We start from the raw sequence: 21,935 nt of genomic DNA, 5'->3' as shown, positions 1-21,935 counted from the left end.
AATAATTTCCTCCTTATTCTTTTACAATATCCACAAATTTTGTATTCATCTCCAGGGGTCTGAAGGGCTTTCCCCCGTCCTTGTAGAACTTCCCGAAATACTCCAAGCACTGCAGGCGCAGGTCATGGACATAGCAGCCCAACAGGTTCAGCGCAAAGTTCAGGGCGTTGCCCGCCATGGAGATGATCAAAAATACCACGATGTTGCCAGGAATTGCGCCCAGTGTATTGAACACCTGGGCAATGACGCTGCCCGCCAGCATCAGGGCCATCAGTCGGGAGTAGGAAAGGATGTCTCCGAAATAGCCGGTCACATGGTTATAGAGGGAGCCAAACACGGCCGTTACCTTTCCAAAGCCCTTTGCGTTCCAGCCGGAGCCCACCAAAACCATCACGATGCCAGCGATCAGCAGGAGGTTGGTCACGCCCAGAACGGCCAGCCCGATACCGGCGAAGACCACCCACCAGGTCACTTCCTCCCAGATGGCGTCCATCACCTCGCCGCGCCGGAGCTTTTCCACAAAGCTGATGGCCATGCCGGTGATGATCTGGACCGCGCCCAGGCACATGGAACCCACCAGGATCATCAGCGTGTCGTCCAGCGGCGTAAAGAGGGACGGCAGCGCGGTGAAGGTGGTGTCGGGATTGATAATCTTTGCCACCTGGGGCAAAAAGTCGCCAAAGAATCCGCCGGTGAGCGCGCCCATGAGGAAGGTGCTGATTCCGCACAGGCCCAAAAGCCCAAAGAAGTGGCTCATGGTGCCCTTGGGCCGGTATTTCTTCAGCACCACCGCCGAGGCGATCATCATCAGAAGGCCGTAGCCCATGTCCGCCATCATGATGCCGTAGAACAAAATGAAGAACGGCGCCATCAGCGGGTTGGGGTCCACGCCGTCATAAGCGGGCAGGGAGTACATCTCCGTCACCATGTTCAGCGGCCGGGTCAGGAGGTTGTTTTTCAGCTTCACCGGGACCTGGGGATACTCCTCCGGAGCCGGATCCTCCGCCTCCCAAGCGCATCCCTTCTCCTCAAAGAGGGACTGAAGCCGGTCTATGGAGTCCGCCGGCGCCCAGCCTTCAAAAAAGACGATGGTGCCGTCGGTCATCAGCCGCTCCGCCGAGGATTCCTTTGCAGCCGCCACGTTCAGCTGATCCGCATAGATGCGCAGCTTGCCGTAGTCCTCCTTATGGGAGGCGATGGACTCCACGGTCTCCGCCTGGCTTTTGCGGTTCTCCTCCAGCGACCGGTCGATCTGGGCCAGATTCTCAGATACAGTGCCGGTATAGCCTTTGAAGGACGTGAGACTGACTCCATGGGGCCGCAGAACCTCCATGGCCTTTTGCTCATCCAGGCGGTGCACGACCAACAGCAGATACCGCTGCTGCTTGTCGGCGCTGACCTCAAAAAGCTCCGCCGCTATCCCGGAAAGCTGATTGCGCATCTCCCTGGGGTCGGCTCCCGCCGGGCAGACGGCCAGGCGGAACAGCGTCCACTGGGTCCCTTCCCGCTCCAGGGGCAGATCCAACTCCGCCCAGGGCATCAGAGACTGGCGTCTGGCGATCAGGCGCCCCTCCTCCCCCTGCAGATGGCTCAGGGTCTGGAGCAGTTCGTTGACCTCATTGCTGAGCTGTGATGCCTGAAGTCCAAAAAATTCCGACTCACCGATGGCATTCCGCTTGACAAATAATCCATCGGACACTTTTCCATATTTGCGAATGGCAGAGAGGGCCGCGTTGACGCCGGTGATTCTGCTCCTGGTATCCATCAGGGCAGAGCCGTTCTTGCTCAGCAAACGGGCCCACTGGGGATCGGCCAGCTTCTCCCCCGGCTCACTGATCTCCACACAGCCAAGCCGAAGGAGCCGGTCCAGCAGCTCCTGTCGCTGACTTGCCAGTGCGATGACACGGAGCCGCTTCATTTTGACAATGGCCATCAGCGACTCACAACCCTTCTGACAATAAACTGCGTAGCCTCGGTCATCTTGCTGGCGGCTGCCTGGCAAAGGTCTTCTCCGCTGCGCCTGGCCTCCTCCATGATTTCAGCCGTCCGCTTTTCCGCCCGCTCCTCCGCCTCGGCAAGCAGCGCCTTGCCGCGCTCCTCCGCCTCAGCTCTGGTCTTCTCCACAAGCGCTTTTCCGTCGCGCTCGGCATCGGCAAGGAGTTTTTTTGCCGAAGTTGCAGCCGCAGCCTTCTCCTCCTGCATACTCTGCTCGGCGCCCGAAATTTTTTCAATGGCCTCAAGAGACATTCCGTGTCACCTTCTTTACTACATATTGTGTAAATTATGGAAACTTCCAGCAATAAAACACATCATTTATTATATAAGATTTACCAAAAAAAGCAATAGCATTTCTCTCTTCTCATTCAGACATTTTTTGAATACTGTCATAACATATCCTTATCCATGTCCGATTCTCTGCAATATGAGTGTTCCCGCTTTGCGTCAGACGATTCTTTTTCCGGCAAAAGAACAAAAAAGACTGCGGTGCAGCCTTTGCACCGCAACCCTTTGCAAGGTTTCACCGCTGCCGCCTGACCTCCCGGGCCCATTCGGATGTGGAGGGGATCCGGAATTGGCCCGGGAGTGTGATCTGCATCACTTTCTCAAAGCGGCGGTAGCAGCCTCGTCGACTGTTTTTGTTTCCATATTGATGACAACGCCATAGAGTTCCCTGGCGTTCTCCGCGCTGACCTTCTCATTGAGCACATCCTCAAGCACATACTCGGGGCGGCGCTTGAAGGGGTTGCCGTAGCCGCCGGAGCCGGGCGTCTGGGCGCTCATGATGTCGCCTTCCTTCAGCTCAATCTCAGAGGATTTCGCGGAGGGCAGCACCTTTTCACCCGGTGTGTCGGGGTTGATGACGAACCGGCCGGGAGCACCGGGCAGACCGCCTTCCAGTCCCCAGGGCGCCACTTTCTGACGGTCGCCGTGAGAGCCGAAGATGGTATCCTGCAAAATACGGTAGTCCCGTCTGTAGCCCAGGCCGCCGCGGTACTCACCGGCGCCGCCGGAATCGTTGCGGATCTCATAGCGGTCCACCATGATGGGATACTCCGCTTCCATACACTCAATGGGCAGGTTGGAGGAATTGGTGATGTGGACGTGGACGCCGTCCAGGCCGTCCTTGTTGTAGCGGGCTCCAAAGCCGCCGCCAAGGGATTCCGGATAGACGAAGAACCGGTCGTGCTTCACATCGTTTCCAGAGAAGATGACGGTGGTCACGGCGCTGTTGCAGCCGGCCATCACCTGCCTGGGCACCACCTGGGCCATGGCGCCGAACACCACGTCCGCCACGCGCTGGCAGGCGTCGGTTCTTGCGCCGCAGGCGCCGGGTACCTTCGGATTGACCAGGGTGCCCGCCGGGGCGTAGATTTCAATGGGGCGGTAGAATCCGCCGTTGGGGGGCAACGTGGGGTCCACAATGGCCTTCAGGGAGTAGTACACCGTGGCCTTCAGCGCGTTTTCCACCACGTTGACCGCGCCCTTGACCTGGGGAGCCGTGCCGGTGAAGTCCAGATACATGCTCTCGTCCTTCACTGTCAGCTTCAGGTGGATGGGCACGCGCTTGCCGATATCGATGCCGTCGTCGTCCATATAGTCTTCGAACTCGTACTCGCCGTTGGGAATCTCATGAATGCCGGCACGCATCTTGCGCTCGCCGTAGTTCATCAGCTCCTCCATGCCGGAAAGGACGATGTCACGGCCGTACTTGTTGATGACATCCACGGTGCGCTCCGCGCCGATGGTGTTGGCTGCCACCTGGGCCATGATGTCGCCGGTGCGCTCAAAGGCCGTGCGGCAGTTGAGCATGATGACGTCCATCACGTCCTGGAGCAGTTTGCCCTTTTTCATGATGTGAATGGGCGGGATGCGCAGACCCTCCTGGAAGATGCTGGTGCTGTCGCCGGACATGCTGCCGGGCACCCGGCCGCCCACGTCGCTGTGGTGGGCGATGTTGGCCACATAGGCGACGATCTCGCCGTCGTGGAAGATGGGCGCCGCAATGGTGATGTCCGGAAGATGGGTACCGCCGCCGCTGTAGGGGTCGTTGGCGACGAACATGTCGCCCGGCTCAATCTCGCTGGGGTCGTACTTCTGGGTGATCTTCTGCACAATGCCCAGCATGGACCCCAGGTGGACCGGGATGTGCTCCGCCTGGGCGATGGTCTCGCCCTTGGCGTTGAAGATTGCGCAGGAGCAGTCTTTTCTTTCCTTGATGTTGGTGGAGTATGCGGTTCTCACCAGGATGCCGCCCATCTCCTCCGCGATGGACATGAACGCGTTGCTCAAAACCTCAACAGTGATCGGATCAACCTTCATATAGTTAAACATTTCCACGCCCCCTTATTTCGCCTCGTAGCTGATCATCAGGTTCAGATATCTGTCTGCACGGGCCGTATGTCCCGGCGGAACCACGATGGTGGAGTCCATCTGCTCGATGATGGCTGGACCCTGGACCTCATTGCCGGCCTTGATCAGGTCGCGGTTATAGATGTTGGTGTCCACATACTCCCCGGCCTCTTCAAAGTACACATCCCGCTTGCCGATGACGGCTGCGGAGGCATCTGGCCCCTCAATGGGGTGCTCCACCAACTCGATGGTCTGAACCTTGCCCAGTGCGGTGGCGCGGTAGTTTACAATCTGCACCAGTGCGCCTTCGTTGCAGTAGCCGTATTCCCGCTTATGGGCCTGATGGAACAGGTCGCGGATTTCGTCGATGTTGTCCTTGGTGATCTCCTTGTAGGGGATCTCAATGCTCAGCTCGAAGTTCTGGCCATAGTAACGCATGTCGGCGTGACGGATGATGACCTTATGCTCCTCGTCGATCTTTTCATCATCCAGCCAGGCATCGCCCTTATCGGTCAGTTCCTTGAAGTTTTCGTTCATCTGGTCGATATTTTCGGGGACAAAGTTCGCAATGCTGGTCTTCACATAGTCAGAGCGGATATCGGATACCAGAAGGCCCACCGCACAGAGGATGCCGGGGTTGCAGGGGATCATGACCTTGTTGATGCCAAGGTCTTTGGCCACGTTGACCGCGTGGAGGGCCCCCGCGCCGCCGAAAGCCACCACCACGAACTCTCTTGGGTCATAGCCGCGCTCCACAGAGACCACGCGGATGGCGCGGGCCATGTTGGAGTTGACCACGGTGATGATGCCGCGGGCCGCGTCCAGAGCGCTCATACCCAGGGGCTTCGCCAGCTTCTCCTCAATGGCCTTGTAGGCCGCCTCTTCGTCGATCTCCATGCGGCCGCCCAAGATGACCTTGGGATTGAGCCGGTGGAGCACCACGTTGGCGTCGGTCACAGTGGGCTTGTCGCCGCCCCGGCTGTAGGCGATGGGGCCGGGATAGGCGCCGGCGCTCTCAGGGCCGACCTTCATCATGCCGCCGTTGTCGATCCAGGCGATGGAGCCGCCGCCGGCGCCCACTGCGGTGACGTCGGTCATGGGGACCTTTACGGGGAATTCGGCAATGGCCTTGGCGGTGGTCAGCTTGGGAGAGTAGTTCTCGATCAGGGAGACGTCGGTGCTGGTGCCGCCCATGTCAAAGGTGATGATGTTCTTTACGCCTGCCAGCTTTGTGATGTAATTGGCTCCGGACACACCGGCGGCAGGGCCGGACAGCGCGGTGCGGATAGGGTTTTCAAATGTGGTCTCAATGCTCATCAGGCCACCGTTGGACTGGTTGATATAGGGAGTCAGGTCCATGCCCATATCCTTGACGCGCTGCTTGAACTGTTTGGCGTAGATGCCCACCTTGGGGCCGATGTAGCTGTTCAGCGCGGTGGTGGTCATGCGCTCATACTCCCGGATTTCCGGCAGCACCTCGCTGGAGACGGAGACATAGGCCTCAGGATGGCGCTGGAGGATGATTTCCTTGATCTGCTTTTCATGCTCAGGATTGATGTAGGAGTGCAGCAGGCAGACCGCGTAAGCCTCCGCCCCTGCTTCCTTCAGCTCATCCACCAGCCGCTCCACCTCGGCGGTATCCAACGCCTTGAATACGGTGCCGTCGGCCATGATGCGCTCATCTACCTCCTTGCGCATCTTGCGGTAGATGATGGGGATGGGTTTTTCCACCTGGGTATCGTAGAGGGATGCACGGGTCTGGCGGGCCAGCTCGATCAGGTCCCGGAAACCCTTGGTGGTGATGATCGCCGTTTTGGCACCCTTGCGCTCCAGCGTAGCGTTTGTGGCCACCGTGGTGCCGTGGACCAGGTTGGACACCGCTGCGGGGGATACGCCGTGCAGCTCCAGGATTTCCTTCACGCCGTTTCCGATGGCCTCGGAGGGGTCCCAGGGGGTGGAGGGCAGCTTATAGACATTCACTTCCCCGGTGTCCTGGTTGAACATACAGACATCTGTAAAGGTACCGCCAACGTCAACTCCAATTTTGTAACTCATAGTCTCACCCTTCAATTTTATTCAGAATTCTTCAGACGGCAGGCTCGCTCACCGTGTTGCCCTTCTTCTTCTGCAGCAGAAGGAGGGCCATCAAAACGGCAAAGATTGCCAGGCCGATCACGTCGCAGATCTTGAACTGGAGGAACATAAACACCGCACACACAAAGAACGCCAGCCGGAGCAAAACGCCCAGGCGCTTGACCATATAGCCCTGGATGGCCGCGGTCAGAGCATAGCACATCACAATGCCGCACAGCACGGCCCACAGGATATCCAAAATGCCGCCGTTCATCAAAAAAGCGGTATTGTAGACGAACATATAGGGGACGAAGAATGCCACAATCGCCAGCTTGCAGCCCTCGCTGGCCGTCTGGATGGCCTTGGAGCCGGCGATGCCGGCGCCTGTATAGGCGGCCAGGGCCACGGGAGGCGTAATGCCGGAGAGGCAGGCAAAGTAGAAGATGAACATGTGCGCCGCCAGAGGCACGATGCCCATACTGGTGAGCACAGGGGCCAGCACGTTGGCGCAGAGTATGTAGGAAACCGTGGTGGGCAGGCCCATGCCGAAGAGGATCGCCGTGCACATGCTGAGGATCAGGGCCGGCAGCACGTTGCCGCCGGAGAGGCCGATGATCAGGCTGGAAATCTTCAGGCCCAGGCCGGTGAGGCTGATGCAGCCGATGACGATGCCGGCGCAGGCACAGGCGCAGGCGGTGGAGGCCGAGCCCTTGGCCGATACAATCAGCGTCTCAACAATGGACTTGAAGCTCATCCTTGTTTCCTTCTTGAACATGCACACCACAATGCAGGCCACCATGGCAAAGAAGGCGGACTTGATAGCGGAGTAGCCCACCACTGTCAAAAGAACGATCAGTAGCACCAGGGGAAGGAACAGGGGCCAGTCTTTTTTCAGCACCGCCTTCAGCTTGGGGAGCTCATCTTTATTCAGGCCGTTCAAACCGTTTTTGGCGGCAATGGCGTCAATCGAAATCCAGATGGTGAAGAAGTACATCACTGCGGGAATGATGGCCGCAACCACAATATCCAGGTACTTCATGCCCAGATATTCCGCCATCAGGAAGGCGCCGGCCGCCATGACCGGAGGCATAATCTGTCCGCCGATGGATGCCGCCGAAACGGAAGCTGCGGAGAGAGTCCTGTCGTAATTCATCTTGATCATCAAAGGGATGATGATCGATCCGCAGGCCGCCACACAGGCGACGGCGCTGCCGGAAATGGTGCCGAACAGGGCGCAGGCGATTACCGCCACCTTGGCGGGTCCGCCCCGGGCCGCTCCGGCAACGGAGGAGGCCAGATCAAAGAACGCGGCGCCGGCGCCGGTCTTTTCCAGGAACGCCGCGAAGATCACGAACATCACCACAAAGGTGGCCGCCGTATCCAGCGCCGTACCAAATACGCCGTCATAGGTATAGAGGGTGGTAATGATGCGCTTGACACTGTATCCGGAATGTCCCAGCATGCCGGGCAGGTATTGGCCCAAAAAGGCATAGAGGATGAATACGCCGCCGATGATGGGCAGGGCCATCCCGTTCGTCCGGCGGGTGGCTTCCAAGACGCACAGCAGCGTGATGAGGCCCATAATCACATCCAGCTGCGTGGTAAAGATGCCGCCGCGCAGCAGGATGTTCTCAATGTTGAAATAGGCGTAGCCGACGCTGGCGATGGACAATGCGATGAAGATCAGGTTTATGATGCCAAGGTCCTTTTTCTCCCCCTCCTTCGGCTTGAAGGTGGGATAGATCAGGAATGTCAAAAGCAGCACCAGCAGCAGGTGGAAGCTGCGAAATGCCATGGCGGGCCGGGGGATAAAATTCAGTACCACAATGTGATAGACGCCGAAGATGATGCCGATCAATGCGATAATCTTTTTCACAATGTTGTCTATTTTTTCACTCATACTTTCTTTCCCTCCTGCGCCTTTGCAACTTCAGGCGCTTATGGCTCAGGCAGACGGGATTGCTACCTTTTTTGAGATTGAGGATATGTACAATGTCCCGCATCATACATATCCTCCATATCCTCAATCAGTCACTGTCTTACTTGCACTCGGGCGGGATCAGGTTGTCGGGGACCTTGATGCCGGCTTCCTCAAAATAACGGATCGCGCCGGCATGGTAGGGAATCGTGGAATAGCCGATGTTCTCCAGGGACATCTCGTCGCCGAACTGGGCAAAGATGCTCTTGATGAGATCCTGGTTCTCGTAGCAGGCCTTGACCACCTGATACACCAGCTCCTCATCCACGTTCTGGTTGGAGATCACCATGTTGTAAAGGCCCACGTTGTTGGTGTCCTCGGGCAGAGCCTTATAATATCCGCCGGGGATATCCAGCCACACGTACTGGGGATACTTCTCCTTGAACGCATCCACCTTGTCGTCAGGGATGGTAAGGATCTTTACCTCGTTGGTGGCCTCCAGCTCACTGACCGCGGAGGCGGGATGGGCCAGGGTAAAGCCCTTGATGGTGCCGTCGCCCAGGGCACGGGAGGCGTCGGAGTTGGGCAGGTTGGACATGTCGACGCTGATGCCGCAGACATCCAGCACACGGTTCATCAAAATCTGGTTGGAGCTGCCCACAGGGCCGCCGGACCAAGACACGCCTTCAATGTCATAGAGGCTCTCAAAGCCGGAATTTGCCAAAGTGATAAACATGTAGATGCCGCCCCAGCCAGGCATAACCGCGCGGATGTCGGGGCAGGCCTGCTGGCCTTCAAAATCGTAGATGCCGTTGTATGCCTCGTACATGACCTCGGTGGCACACATGCCCATCTCGATTTCACCGGCCTGGGTCAGAAGCGCGTTGTTGGCCGAAGCGCCCGTCACCTCGACGGTGGCCTCATAGCCGTCTAACTTGGAGTTGACAACAGTGGAGATCGAAGAAGCGCCGTTGTAGAAACCGCCGCCCACCGAAGATGCTCCGATGGAGAATTTGACGGTCCCCCCCGTCTGTCCGCCGCCTCCGCCGGAACCGGAAGCAGATCCAGAACCGCTTCCGCCGGTGGAGCCGCAGCCGGCAAGCAGGCTCAATACCATTAGTCCTGATAACAAGATAGCCGCTACTCTTTTCATTGCGTTTCCTCCCTTTTTGTAGTTGGTTTTGTCATTTCTGACATGCAATCACTGAATGGTTGATTATTCTATCACTCTACTTTTTCTAACAACTTCATCACTGATTGCTGTTGTCACTCTACCATTTCCCAATTTTCTTTGCAAATATCTTTATTTTCAAAATAGTTATGACGAAATAATCATATTCTTTTTAATCTGATTTTTATTAGTTATTATGCCTATTTTGTATCCGTATTTTTTGTGCATTAGCTCCAACCAATCAGAAAAATTTGATTTTATTGCACAAATTGTTTAGAATATGTTTTACATACCCCCATCCAAAACAAAGGACTGAGTACATCTATGTTTTCTGAAAAATACGCGTTCTTTTTGGAGATTGCCGAGTGCGGCAGCGTCACAAAAGCCGCCGACCGCCTGCTGATTTCCCAATCAGCCCTGAGCAAATACCTGCGGCGTCTGGAGGAGTCCTTGAACACACAGCTATTTGACCGCAAGTCCCTTCCCCTGAAGCTGACCAGGTCCGGGGAGGTTTTCTACCGCTATGTCACCCAGTGCATGGATCTGGAAAAGCAGTGCATGACACAAATCGAAAATCTGAAGGAAAATGTGGTGGAGACGCTGCGCATCGGCGTGGGGCCGTGGCGTGCAAGCTGCTTTCTTCCAAAGGTGCTCCCCCTGTTTCAGGAGAAATATCCCTTTGTGAAACTGGAGATTTTAGAGGGGGTTTCCGATTTTCTGGCGGACAGCATCGCAAAGAATAAGATTGACATCTGCCTGATGGGCGCTTCCAGCCGCTATCCCTTCCTGGAGCATATTCCGCTGGGAAATGAGCGTATCCTGCTGGTAGGCAGCAACTTTCATCCCATTGTGAAGCAGCTTCGGCTGAGCCATTCGGATTATAACGACTTCATTAATGTGGATATCCGCCTCTTTCGTCAGGAACGCCTGATTATGACCACCACCCGGCAGGGATTTGCTCAGTCCATTGAAAATTACTTTGCCAAGGTGGACTTTGCACCCACAGATGTGATCCGCATTGAAAACCTGCAAACCGGAATCTACCTGACCGCACAGGGCAACTATTTTTCCTTTGTTCCGGAAATCGCAACCCAGTCCCTGGCGCTTCCGGAAAATATCTCCTTTTTTACCATTGGTCAGCCGGAGCTGATCTATCCCATCTCCCTTACTTATAATAAAAATACACAGCTCTCCAATGCCGCAAAACTCTTCGTGGACACCACCCTTGCCTACTATAATAAACTGTAGCACATCCTGCCTGTCACTTCCCTCGGCTTTTTGTCCCATCCAAAACTTGAACTCCACAGAATCAAAAAACAGAGTGCAAAGATGTTCTTTGCACTCTGTTTTTCTTCCAAATTCCGGGAAACGTCAACTGTGTGGCCTTTACTTCAGGTCATATTTTCTCATCTTATACTGCAGCGTCTGCCTTGAAATCCCAAGGGAATCAGAGACCTCCATCAAGTTTCTGGACAGGCCCAGCGCCTTTTCGATCTCAGCCCTTTCAAACGCCTCCACCTTGTCCTTCAGACTTGTCCCGCCGCGGGGCCGGCCTTCTCCTTTATCAGGAGGGGCCTTTTTGCTCAGAAAGTATTCGGGCAGGTCAGATGGGCCGATCACTTCGCCGTCGCAAACCAGAAAGGCATACTCTATGAAATTTTTCAGCTCCCGCACATTTCCCGGCCAATCATAGTCCTGAAACTGCTTTGCCGCCGCGTCGTCAATGAACCGGATCCCCCTCCCCATCTTCTTCTGATACTGCCGCATGAAGCATTGGACAAGGGCCGGGATATCATCCTTGCGCTCTCTCAGGGGTGGAATGTTGATCTGGGCCACGCTCAGTCGATAGTATAAATCCGACCGCAAGAGGCCCTCCTCCACCGCCTGTGCCGGAGGAAGATTCATGGCCGCAACCAATCGCACATCCACCGCAATGGGATTGCTTGCGCCCACCTTGTAAATCTCCCTGTTTTCTATGGCGCGGAGCAGCTTTGACTGAAGGTGAATGTCCATGGAATTGATCTCATCCAGGAAAAGCGTTCCGCCCTTCGCGTTTTCAAAAAGTCCCTTTCGGTCCACCGCTCCCGTAAAACTTCCCTTTACCGTGCCGAATAAAGTGCTTTCCATCAGGGTGGGCGGTATGGCGGAGCAGTTCACAGACAAAAACGGCATCCTGTCTCTTTTAGAGTGGGTGCACATGGACTGGGCGATGATTTCTTTTCCGGTGCCGGTCTCCCCCACGATCAGGACGGAGGAGTCCGTGGCCGCGATTTTCAAGATATGCTCCTTCTGATTGATCAGCGCCCTGTTCTGTGTGACAAAATCATCCAGGTGATAGAGGGCGGAGGAGTTATATTTGTTTTCGGCAATGTATTTTTCGTCGTCGTAAATGGAAAATTCCACGGTCCCTACCACTTCCCCGTTGATAAACAGCGGGAAGGTGCTGCTGATGAAATGAAAAATCCTGTTTTTATAATCGCAGTTTGTCACGGGCATTCCCAATACAGGCTTGCCGCTTCTTCTCACCTGACAATTGACGCTGCTTTCCGGCGTAAGGGTCGGGTAGATTTCAAATATGTTTCTTCCAATGAAATCGTCGGCAATGAATTTGTTCTTTTCTCTGGAAAAATACGCTGAGTATTCAATGATGTTCTCCGTATTGAGGAACAGTATCGCATCCACATGGCTGAAGTATTTCGTGATGTGTTCCATATACTCAACGATCATTTTCCATACATCCTCTTAAAAAATTTTTTAAAATTTAAAAAGATTAGTTCTAAAATACGGCCTGGGGCCCCTTTATTGCAGCCATTTAGGAACCGGACCGTTCTGTTGTTTTTCCTATCATACTATCAAGCGGTATCAAATAGCAAGTAATTTGTGTTCCGGTCCATCATTTGCGGCACATTCAGCCCATTTACGGTGAAATAGGCCATATTGGCACGTATTTTGCTTTTATATGATCGAACATCCTTACGGAGCGGCTGCTGGAAAGGGGGTGAATAAAGCGCAGCCCATCCGGGATCGTTCCATTTGAGGGTATTGGGCCTTTTGTCCGCGGCCAATCAACACAAAGCGGATAGGTTCCATATCACTTTGTGCAGGTATTTAGGAGGTAGAACATGGAGACAACCAACCATTATACAAAAAAAGACTTTTTAAAATTCCTAATCCCCTCCGCAATCGGTCTGCTGTTTTTTGCAGTCCCGCTTTATGTCAATGGAGAGTGGACGCTCCTCTATGGGCTGTGCGCCAGTTTTTTAGGCGACGTGATTGCTCCTGTCGTGGACTATATTTTAATTGCCGTTATCTGCATCTCCGCTGTTTTGAGCGTGTGCGGCACCTGCCTGCACGTCAAAAAAATTGTGGACACCCCGACCCTCAGCGAACTGTTTGTCACTTCAAAGCTCTATCTGGTCATCCGGCTTATCGGCGCTCTTTTCGGCGTATGCATCCTGCTCCGGCTGGGGCCCGAGATGCTCTGGGGTGAGGCAACCGGCGCAACCGCCTGGGGCATTGTGACCAATATCGCCACATGGTTTGCCTTAGGCGTGATCTTGATGCCCTGTCTCACTGATTTCGGCATTATGGACTTTGCGGGATTCCTCTTCCGAAAGTTCACCCGGCTCCTCTTTCACCTCCCGGGCCGCTCCACGGTGGATCTTCTGGCAAGCTGGGTGGGCTGCAACGCCACGGGAACCATCCTCACTGTCAAGCAGTATGAACGCGGGTTCTATACCGCAAGAGAGGCCGCCACAATTACAACCTGCTTCTCCGCCGTGTCCATCTCCTATTCCCTGGCCATTGCCACGATGGTGGACCTGCAAAACGTCTTCTTTCCCTTCTATCTGAGCTTGTCCTTTGCCGGAATTGTGGCCAGCTTTATCTGCTGCCGCATTTTCCCTCTGGCAAAGATTCCAAATACATATTATACAAAGGAATCCACGTTTTCCGAGGATCTGCCCGAACACGTCAATGCTCTCAAATATGCCACCGAGCAGGCCATGGAGCGGGCAAGAAAGGCCCCGGGCCTGGGCGCCCTGCTGAAAATCGGCGTATCCAGCTATGTGAACATCATGTTCACCCTGATGCCTTTGGTGGTCGCGGTGGGCACCATCGCCCTGGTCATTTCCGAGTACACGACTATTTTTGAGGTTATCGCGACGCCCATGGGATATCTTTTGCAGCTGCTGGGGCTGGAGGAGGCCTTCGCCGCCGCTCCCGCCACCCTTGTGGGCTTTGCGGACATGTTTCTTCCCGCCGTCCTGCTGACCCGCGTCGCCTCTTTTGAGACAAGGTTTGTCGTCTGTGGCATGTCCCTGATGCAGGTGATTTTCCTGACCGAAACCGGAAGTCTGATCCTTCAGTCCAAAATTCCCTTGAACGTTGGAAAATTATTTGTGGTCTTTATGGAGAGAACCATCGTTGGATTGGTCGTTATGACGCTTCTGGCCAATCTGCTCTATTAATTCGTAATTGCAAAGGAGAATGCTGTCATGGAAACCCGTCAGCTCATTCAAGACCCGGCCCTCTGGGCAGGGCTCAACCGCCCCGGCCTTGCGCTGGAGGACGCGGATGTTGTGATTTTCGGCGTCCCTTATGACGGCGCCGTTCAGTTCAGGAGCGGAGCCCGCAATGCGCCCAAGGCCCTGCGGGAAATTACCTATACCATCTCGCCCACAACTGAGGACCTGGAGTGCTTTTCAGACCTGAACATTCTGGATTTGGGAGACGTGGACTGCGGCGATCATAACGCCTTTTTCCGCCAGGTGGAGGAGATCGCCTGCACCTGCGCCAGAAATGGCAAGTTCTTTCTGATGATCGGCGGAGACCATTCCACCACCATCCCGGTTCAGAGGGGGCTGGACCGGGGGCTGAGCGAGGATTTTGGGATCATCCACATCGACGCCCATTTTGACCTGTGCAACGATCAAAATGGAAACCTCCTCTCCCACGGCTCCACGGAGCGTAGAGCCATCGAGTTGGAGCATGTGAAGGGGATCGATTCTCTGTTTTTTGTCGGAATCCGCTCCCTGGAGCTGGACGAGGTGGATTTCTACAGGGAAAACCCCGTCCATGTGCTCACCTCAAAAAATATCCGGGCCCTGGGCTGGGAGGAGAGCGCCAGGCGGATCGTTGAAAAGATGCGCGGCCATAAACACGTTTATATCACGCTGGACATTGACTGCCTTGACCCGGGCTATGCCGCGGGAACGGGCACTCCGCAATTCGGAGGAATGGATCCCCGGGAGCTGCTGAATATACTTGGCTGCCTCTATGCTCAGCTTCCTGTCGTCGGTATGGATGTGGTGGAGGTAGCTCCCGATCTGGACCCGGCGCTGTGTTCGCTGTTCGCGGCAAGAAAGATTGTGACAGAGTGTATGGGACACTGGTATCGAAAAAGCAGAGGGTTTCATTAAGGGAGAAGGCCCCCGAGGAAAATTCCCCGGGGGCCTTCTGTTTACCCATGCGTTCTCCTCTCTCTGTCCTCTATATCTGCTGATCTGAAAACAGCAGGCGAAAATGGTCCACAAACAATCGCAGAGCACTGCTGGCCGTATATGCTGATTCCCGATAGGTCAGCGTAAAGTGCATGGTCAGTTCAGGCGCGTCGATCGTACAGTAAATCGGGCTGGGTGAAATGCTGCGGTGACGCTGCATGGACTGCATAATGAGCGCAACCCCAATTCCATTCGACGCCAGCTCCCAAGCAATGTTGAGATTTGGAACAAACGTGATGCGGGACGGGGCAAAGCCGACCGCTTCAAACAGCTGGCGAACCGTGCTCTGATAGAATGCCTCCGTGATGTTGAACTGCTCATCTTCAAGGAGCTTCAGATCAATCCTTGGCGGATCATCGCTGTTAAGCAGGTGCAGTTTATCTACAAGAGGGTGCGTATGGGAGAGTACAAGGAAGAGTTTATCATAGGCGATCAGTTCATTTACGAATCCGTCGCTGCTCAGCGGAGCACTTAAGATGGACAGATGAAGTTTTCCTTCACGCAGCATCTCGGAAAGCTGACGGGTGGATCCGCAGCGCATCTCGATGTGGATGCCCGGATGCTCCTTGCAAAAAGAGGCCACGCTTTTGGGCATCACGTAATTTGCAATTTGACTGGGTACGCCAAAAAACAGCGTGCCCTGTTTTTGAAGGGAAATATTTGCAAACTCCTGCTTCATCTGCTCCACAAGAGACAGATAATCCCTTGCATAGGAGAGGTATCGGCTTCCGGCATAGGTCAGGGAAAGCGGCGACGTGCTTCGGTCAAACAGGGACACGCCAAGTCGCCTTTCAAGCGCATGGAGGGAACGGCTCAGCGCCGGCTGAGCCACGTGCAGCTGTTCCGCCGCCCGGGTGATGTTCCGATTCTTTGCGATGGCAAGAACAAATTCGACCTCTTCAACTGAAAGCATAATCATCCCTCCCCTTGGTGATATCGTCATCATATCATAACAAATCTGTTATAACAATACCATTATTTCTGGTATTTTACATTCCGACTTGTCCTGATTAAAATAAAAATAAGAACTTCACTGTATTGTCAAGTCAACAAATTGTTTGCAAAACAGTATGGAAAGGAGGCGTTAAGCAATGGCAGTAACCGTCCTTATGGCGGCAACAATCATCTTTGGATTTGGCCTGTTTCTATACGATATGGCCAAAAAGGACAACAGCTAAACGACAAGAAAAACAGGAATGGAGAAAAATAATATGGACGGAAAGAGTATTATCATCGGTGTGTTTATTGTGTACCTGATCGCTATGCTCTACATCGGTTGGTGGGGTATGAAAAAGAGCCAGGGCGCGGAAGGCTACTACGTCGCCAACCGCCGCTGCGGCAAGTGGCTGTCGGTCGGTACGTTCTCCGGCAGCTTCATCAGCGCGGTCGCTGTGATTGGATACGTGGGCAACGGTTATGCCAAAGGCTACATGACCCTGGTCAATGTGCTTGGCTGTGTGTTTTCTTTTTATCTGATCTACTTCCTGTTCATCAATCCGATCAAAAAGCGCTTTGATCATCTCTATACGGTTCCGGAGCTGTTCGAGAACATGTATGAAAGTAAATCCATGATGGTCATCTCCTCTGTGATTACGGTGGGCCTTTTCACCGCAACCCTTGTCAGCCAGATTAAGGGCGGTTCTCTGATCTGCTCCACCATACTGGGGATTGACTATAATACAGCGCTGCTCATCATCACAACGGTTTTCATTCTCTATACCGTAATGGGCGGCATGTACTCCGTTGTGTATACTGACCTGATTCAGACCGGGATACTGGTGATCGGTATTGTTCTTGCGGCTCCTTTTGCCCTCAAGCTGGTTGGAGGATTCAGCGCCATGCAGACCGCCATCGCCCAAGTCAATCCTTCCGCCATGGATCCCATCACAGTTGCCGGCGGACCTTGGGGGGTCATTTCCACCTTCCTCAGCTTCTCACTTGGCATTGCCGCGACACAGTACTACCTTATCCGGGTGTACTCCGCCAAAGATGTGAAAACTGCCCGCTTCATGGTCTCCGCCTCCTGTGCGATCTGGACCGTAATCGGCATTATCCTTGTTCTGCTTGGTATCTGCGCAAGGATTCTGCTGCCTGATTTGGCAGCGGCGGACAATGCCGTCATTGCGCTTGCCTATGAATTGCCGACCGTCGTCCGCATGCTTTTGCTGATCGGGATCGCCTGCGCCATTATGTCCACCACAGACACCATTCTGCTTGCCGCCGGCACATATGTTGGACGTGACCTCTATCCTTTGGTCCGCAAAGGCGTCAGCGAGAGTCAGTCTGTGAAAGTCACAAAAATTGCAGTTGTGGTCATCGGACTGCTTGCCGGTTTTCTTGCCCTGAACCCTCCGGAGCTGATTATCCAGCTGACCACTTTCACCACCAGCGTTACTGCGGCAACCTTCTTTGGCCCCATGGTTCTTGGGTTCTACTGGCCGCGCACTACACGGGAAGGCGCTCTTTCCGGTATGGTCGGCGGTGGAATCGCCGCTGTGATGTGGCAGCTTTATAACACCACCGCGATCCCTCCAGCCGCCGCGGCCGTTGTTATCTCCTTTGCACTGACCATTTTTGTCAGCCTTGCCGGTCCCAAGACTCACCTTGTAAAGCTGTCTCCAGAGAAAAACGGGTAATATCTCCCAGCGCGCCGCTCCACAGAGAAACTGTCTGTGGAGCGGCGCAAGCAAAAAGAAAGGACAGGGACATGACCATGACAAGAAAAGACCTGTTGGAATTATCAATCGGTGAAAACATTGACCGGCTGATCACTTTGGATATGCGCGGCTGCGGTATCCCTCGTATTCTTTACGCAGGCGCACGCGAACAGACAAAGGAGCCTGTCTGCCTGCACGGAACAAAAGCGCTGTACTCCTTACTGCGGGAAGATGATTATTTATTCTTTATGACGGGCTTTGTATTTGAGCCGTATGGCAAGGGTGAGTTGGACGGTCTTACCGGAACGGTTATGATCACGCGGGCACTTTTGATGGCGTGTAAAATCAAACCAGTCATCTTCTGCGAAGAGAAGCTCACCTCTGCGGTGCGCAATGTGCTGCAGTCCGCCGGCATCAATGCCTGCGGTTCTATAGAAGAGATCGAAACGCTTCCCAATTCAGCGGCGGTAATCGGAATTTCCCTTGAGCCCGCCGAAGCAGCGCAGCAATGTAAAGTCATGTTGGAAAGAACAATTCCCAAGGCCGTTTTTGCAATCGAAAAGCCTGGTAAAAACGTTCACGGCGTATATCATCAGGGTACCGGAACCGATGTGAGCCGTCTATGCGCAAAGCTTGACAGCCTCTTTACCATCTGCCAGGAACGGGGGATCCCCACTTTTGCAATTGGCGATCTGGGCAATGAGATCGGCCTTGGCAAAATAGGAGAGACGATCCGTGCCTACATTCCCCAGGGTGATCACTGTATCTGCGGCTGTGATGGAGGACTCTGTGTTGCAACCTCGGCAGATCACCTCATCGTGGCCACAACCTCCGATTGGGCGTGCTATGGCGTGACGGCCGCCCTGGCCGCCATTACCGGGAAGCCGGACCTCATTCCCACCGCAGCGATAGAAAAAAGGGTGTGCGAGTGTGCAAATGACAATGACTTAATCGATGGATCTGGACGGGTGATCCCTTCGATCGACGGTATTGCGCTCGATTTCAACATGATGCTTGTGGAGATGCTGCGTCAGGTTGTCACCTATCCGCTGCAGGCAATCGATCTCCATTCCGCCACCTATGATGCCGTCCTTAAAAAAGGCTTTTTCGAATCATAAAAAAATTGTAAGGAGATTTCCAAAATGAACCAGGACTATACCGCATACCGCACGTATTTAAAGCAGCATTGGGATGAGGACATATCCCGCATTCAGGAGTTTTTGCGTCAGCCCTGCATCCCGTCAAACAACATCGGCTGCACAGAGTCTGCACAGCTCCTGATGCGCTACTATCGCGAGCTGGGGTGTCAGGAGGTTGAATTGGTCGAAACGGAATCCGGTCGGCCCGGCGTGTTTGCGTACCTTGACTGCGGCGCGGAGAAAACGCTGGTCAACTACTGCATGCTTGATACCAAACCGGCTGATGGCGAGGGCTGGAGCAGTAATCCCTTTGCCGCTGACCTTGTTGATAGAGAGGATGTTGGAGCGGTCATACTTGCCCGCGGGGCCCAGGGGAGAAAAGGGCCCTATATCTCCTGGATCAACGCGCTGCGCGCTTTAAAAGAGGTGGACGGCAAGCTGCCGGTCAACATTCTTTTTCTCGCTGAAAGCGAAGAGAATTGCGGTAGCCCCAACTACAAGGCTTTCGTAAAGAAATATGAAGACCGGATTGCCAAGGCGGACGCCGCGTTTTGTCCAGGAGCCGTGCAAAGCAGGGACGGCCAGGTAAAACTTACGCTGGGTTACAAAGGACTCATCAACATTCGCTTTACGTGCTCCGGTCTTTTGTGGGGCAAAGGGCCTCAAAAACGCGCAACCCATGCAGCGGCGCAAGCGCTGATCGAAAGTCCGACCTGGCGTCTCATTGAGGCGCTGTCCACTTTCCGAGACCATGAGACAGGTCGCCTGCTGATCCGTGACTTCTACATAGATGAACCGCCCGTCACCGATGAGGAGCGGTCAGTTGCCGAGTATGTCTGCAATCAGTTTCCCGGAAAAAGCTGGAAGCAGTTTTTGCCAATGATCGGCACCGACGTCAAAGGGGAAAGTGATCTTCTCAGTAATGTCGACGCCTGCCTTAAATTCTGGTACTCCCCAAGCTTCAATATCAACGGCCTTGCCAGCGGCTTTACCGGCCCGGGCACCGAGGTATTCCGCCTGCCTAATCAGGCCTGGGCCCTGTGTGATGTCCGCGTGCCCCGGGGCTATTCTGCGCAAAAGACGATTGCGCGCATCCGCCAGCACCTGATCGACCGGGGCTATGAGGATATCAGCATGGAAGTCATTGCGGCGTATGAGCCATGCCAGACTTCCCCCGACAGTGACCTTTGCAGTGCCGTTACCGGCATCCTTGATGAGGAACATATCCCTTGGTTCACTTGGCCCTTCGTGGGCGGCGGCGGCCCCTGGTCTCTCTTCTCTGAATACGGTCTTCCCACTCTCTTTGACGTTGGACTCGGCTATGGCGGCAATGCCGGTGGCATCGATGAGTTTCTTTCCGTGGAGAGCAGCGGAGCCTGTGCCGGCATCATTGACAGCGAACTGTTCTTTATCAAATTTCTAAAACGGTTTGCGGATTCAAACCGCTGATTCGGAAAGGGGTTATTTTATGGTGAAATTCATTCCTTTTGAAGGCGGAGTGCGGCCTTTCTCCGCTGCTGTGCGTGCAGGTAGCACGCTATACGTCTCTGGTCAGGTCGGCATAGATCGCTCTTCCGGAACATATCCGGAGACAATTGAATCGCAGACCGAATGCGCGGTTCATAATTTGCAAACGGTGTTGGAAAAGGAGGGCTATTCCCTCAGCGACGTGGTAAAAATGACTGTTCTGTTGACAAATGCAGCGGATTTATCGGCATTCAACAATGTATATACCAGGTTCTTCGCGACAAATCCCCCTGCACGGACACTCTGCACCGTCAAGGCGCTGGCCGGACCGGCGATCGTTGAACTTGACGCAGTGGCATATCAAGAGTAGCTATGTGTACGGATGTAAACTTTCGGGATGAAGGGCAGTCCTTGCGGCAGATGATCATTGGCTTCCGTCGCCGTCTCCACCGCACCCCCGAGTTGTCCGGCAGTGAATTTGAAACCTGCCGGTTCATCCGGAGCGTCCTTGCAGAGCACGGTCTGCCTGCGGCAGATCACTTTCCCCAGCCCGCAACCGTTGTCACAATTACAGGTGAATATTCAGGGCCGGTTGTCGCCCTGCGGGCCGACATTGACGCCCTTCCCATCCAAGAGGAAAACCAGGTCGATTATTGTTCGGTGAATAATGGCGTCATGCATGCCTGCGGACATGACGCACATACCGCCATGCTGCTTGGCGCCGCAATTCTCCTTGGCCGCCATCGTAAATCCCTTCGCGGCAGCGTCAAATTGATTTTCCAGCCTTCCGAGGAAGCCGCTCCAAGCGGCGCAAAGGCCCTGTTGGAGCTTGGCGTACTGGAGCGCCCAAAGGTAGATGTGATTTTTGCACATCATGTCCAATCCCACATTGCGTGTGGACAGATCGGTGTGTATGAAGGGGCGTTCATGGCGGCAGCAGACAACTTCCGCCTCATTGTTCATGGGAAAAGCTGCCACGCCGCCCATCCCCAGCGGGGCGTCGATGCGATCTGGGTCAGCAGCCAGATCATTACCGCTTTTCAGTCGCTGATCAGTCGATTCACCCTCCCTGTTGCCCCCGCAGTATTATCTATATGCACCATTTCAGGAGGAACCAGACCGAATATCATTGCTGACACCGTCACCATGTACGGCACGCTGCGCACTTTGGAACGCGATGTAAGGGAAGACCTGATCTCCAAAATGCACAAGATATCCTCGGCAATCGCCGAAGGCTACGGCGCTGCCTGTGAACTGGAAATTACGCCAGGCTATCCCGCTGTCTGCAACGACAAGAGTGCCTGCGCCATTATGCGCGGTGCCTCAGAAAAGATACTGGGCAGAGATCACATCGCGCCAATCCAATACCCGTCTACCGGAAGTGAGGATTTCGCATGGTATCAGCAGTCCTGCCGCGGGGTCATTTCAAATCTTGGATGTGGAAATCCGGAGAAGGGGCTGACCTCTTCGATTCATACGCCCACCTTTGACATTGACGAAAATTGCCTGCCATTAGGGGCGGCAATTTTGGCACAGTGTGCTTGGGACTATATGGATCAATCATCTTACAAATTCCATGAACCATAAATTCAGCCAAAGCGCTTTTTCTCTGAATACTCTGTGCAAACAGAAGGCCCCGGGGAAAATTCCCCGGGGGCC

The 21,935-nt window shown here is 54.4% G+C and carries 16 protein-coding genes; 8 read left to right on the top strand and 8 right to left on the bottom strand.

Features of this window, described 5'->3' with window-relative positions; translation table 11 throughout:
- Nucleotides 1–13: 13 nt before the first annotated feature.
- The 6 genes from KQI82_RS09420 to KQI82_RS09395 form a co-directional block, all read right to left on the bottom strand.
- On the bottom strand, nt 14–1,933 hold the full coding sequence (locus tag KQI82_RS09420; RefSeq protein ID WP_216632516.1) for a V-type ATP synthase subunit I: 1,920 nt from the start codon (nt 1,931–1,933) through the stop codon (nt 14–16).
- Nucleotides 1,933–2,247, bottom strand: coding sequence for an ATP synthase subunit B family protein (locus KQI82_RS09415; protein ID WP_216632515.1), 315 nt, complete (start codon nt 2,245–2,247; stop codon nt 1,933–1,935). The genes KQI82_RS09420 and KQI82_RS09415 overlap by 1 nt, the downstream gene beginning before the upstream one ends.
- Nucleotides 2,248–2,595: 348 nt before the next feature.
- Entirely contained in the window at nt 2,596–4,332 is a 1,737-nt protein-coding gene (locus KQI82_RS09410; protein ID WP_241426676.1) for a hydantoinase B/oxoprolinase family protein, read from the bottom strand.
- Nucleotides 4,333–4,344: 12 nt separating this feature from the next.
- Nucleotides 4,345–6,405 carry a hydantoinase/oxoprolinase family protein gene (locus KQI82_RS09405; protein WP_187333910.1) on the bottom strand — a complete coding sequence of 687 codons (2,061 nt, stop codon included), beginning with the start codon at nt 6,403–6,405 and terminating at the stop codon, nt 4,345–4,347.
- Between the two features lie 31 nt (nt 6,406–6,436).
- Nucleotides 6,437–8,323, bottom strand: coding sequence for a TRAP transporter permease (locus KQI82_RS09400; protein ID WP_216632514.1), 1,887 nt, complete (start codon nt 8,321–8,323; stop codon nt 6,437–6,439).
- A gap of 139 nt (nt 8,324–8,462) precedes the next feature.
- Nucleotides 8,463–9,458 (bottom strand): TAXI family TRAP transporter solute-binding subunit, encoded by a 996-nt coding sequence (locus KQI82_RS09395; protein ID WP_216632513.1) that lies wholly within the window; start codon nt 9,456–9,458, stop codon nt 8,463–8,465.
- A gap of 378 nt (nt 9,459–9,836) precedes the next feature.
- Between KQI82_RS09395 and KQI82_RS09390 the strand changes: the two genes are divergently transcribed.
- Nucleotides 9,837–10,760, top strand: a complete 924-nt coding sequence (locus KQI82_RS09390; protein WP_216632512.1) for a LysR family transcriptional regulator — start codon at nt 9,837–9,839, stop codon at nt 10,758–10,760.
- Between the two features lie 138 nt (nt 10,761–10,898).
- On the opposite strand, the gene KQI82_RS09385 is transcribed toward KQI82_RS09390, so the two are convergent.
- Nucleotides 10,899–12,239 (bottom strand): sigma-54 interaction domain-containing protein, encoded by a 1,341-nt coding sequence (locus KQI82_RS09385; protein WP_216632511.1) that lies wholly within the window; start codon nt 12,237–12,239, stop codon nt 10,899–10,901.
- Between the two features lie 395 nt (nt 12,240–12,634).
- On the opposite strand from KQI82_RS09385, the gene KQI82_RS09380 reads away from it, so the two are divergent.
- Together KQI82_RS09380 and speB are read left to right on the top strand one after the other, a co-directional pair.
- Nucleotides 12,635–13,981, top strand: a complete 1,347-nt coding sequence (locus KQI82_RS09380) for a YjiH family protein (protein ID WP_216632510.1) — start codon at nt 12,635–12,637, stop codon at nt 13,979–13,981.
- A 27-nt stretch (nt 13,982–14,008) separates the two neighbouring features.
- Nucleotides 14,009–14,932 (top strand): agmatinase, encoded by a 924-nt coding sequence (gene speB / locus KQI82_RS09375; RefSeq protein ID WP_216632509.1) that lies wholly within the window; start codon nt 14,009–14,011, stop codon nt 14,930–14,932.
- A gap of 70 nt (nt 14,933–15,002) precedes the next feature.
- Here speB and KQI82_RS09370 read toward each other — a convergent pair whose 3' ends face one another.
- Nucleotides 15,003–15,926: a LysR family transcriptional regulator gene (locus tag KQI82_RS09370; protein ID WP_216632508.1), complete on the bottom strand. Its 924-nt coding sequence runs from the start codon at nt 15,924–15,926 to the stop codon at nt 15,003–15,005.
- Nucleotides 15,927–16,224: 298 nt separating this feature from the next.
- Between KQI82_RS09370 and KQI82_RS09365 the strand changes: the two genes are divergently transcribed.
- The 5 genes from KQI82_RS09365 (at nt 16,225) to KQI82_RS09345 (ending at nt 21,863) form a co-directional block, all read left to right on the top strand.
- A complete protein-coding gene (locus KQI82_RS09365) occupies nt 16,225–17,649 on the top strand; it encodes a sodium:solute symporter family protein (protein ID WP_216632507.1) in 1,425 nt (474 codons plus the stop codon).
- A 71-nt stretch (nt 17,650–17,720) separates the two neighbouring features.
- Nucleotides 17,721–18,788 carry a glutamate cyclase domain-containing protein gene (locus KQI82_RS09360; RefSeq protein WP_216632506.1) on the top strand — a complete coding sequence of 356 codons (1,068 nt, stop codon included), beginning with the start codon at nt 17,721–17,723 and terminating at the stop codon, nt 18,786–18,788.
- Between the two features lie 24 nt (nt 18,789–18,812).
- Nucleotides 18,813–20,258, top strand: coding sequence for a M20/M25/M40 family metallo-hydrolase (locus KQI82_RS09355; protein ID WP_216632505.1), 1,446 nt, complete (start codon nt 18,813–18,815; stop codon nt 20,256–20,258).
- A 19-nt stretch (nt 20,259–20,277) separates the two neighbouring features.
- A complete protein-coding gene (locus KQI82_RS09350) occupies nt 20,278–20,646 on the top strand; it encodes a RidA family protein (RefSeq protein WP_216632504.1) in 369 nt (122 codons plus the stop codon).
- A 2-nt stretch (nt 20,647–20,648) separates the two neighbouring features.
- Nucleotides 20,649–21,863: a M20 metallopeptidase family protein gene (locus KQI82_RS09345; protein ID WP_216632503.1), complete on the top strand. Its 1,215-nt coding sequence runs from the start codon at nt 20,649–20,651 to the stop codon at nt 21,861–21,863.
- Nucleotides 21,864–21,935: the final 72 nt, after the last annotated feature.

The sequence above is a fragment of the Dysosmobacter acutus genome (assembly GCF_018919205.1).
Lineage (GTDB): Bacteria > Bacillota > Clostridia > Oscillospirales > Oscillospiraceae > Oscillibacter > Oscillibacter acutus.
The sequence above is the reverse complement of the archived record's forward strand: the minus strand, read 5'-3'. Positions and strand labels throughout refer to the sequence as shown.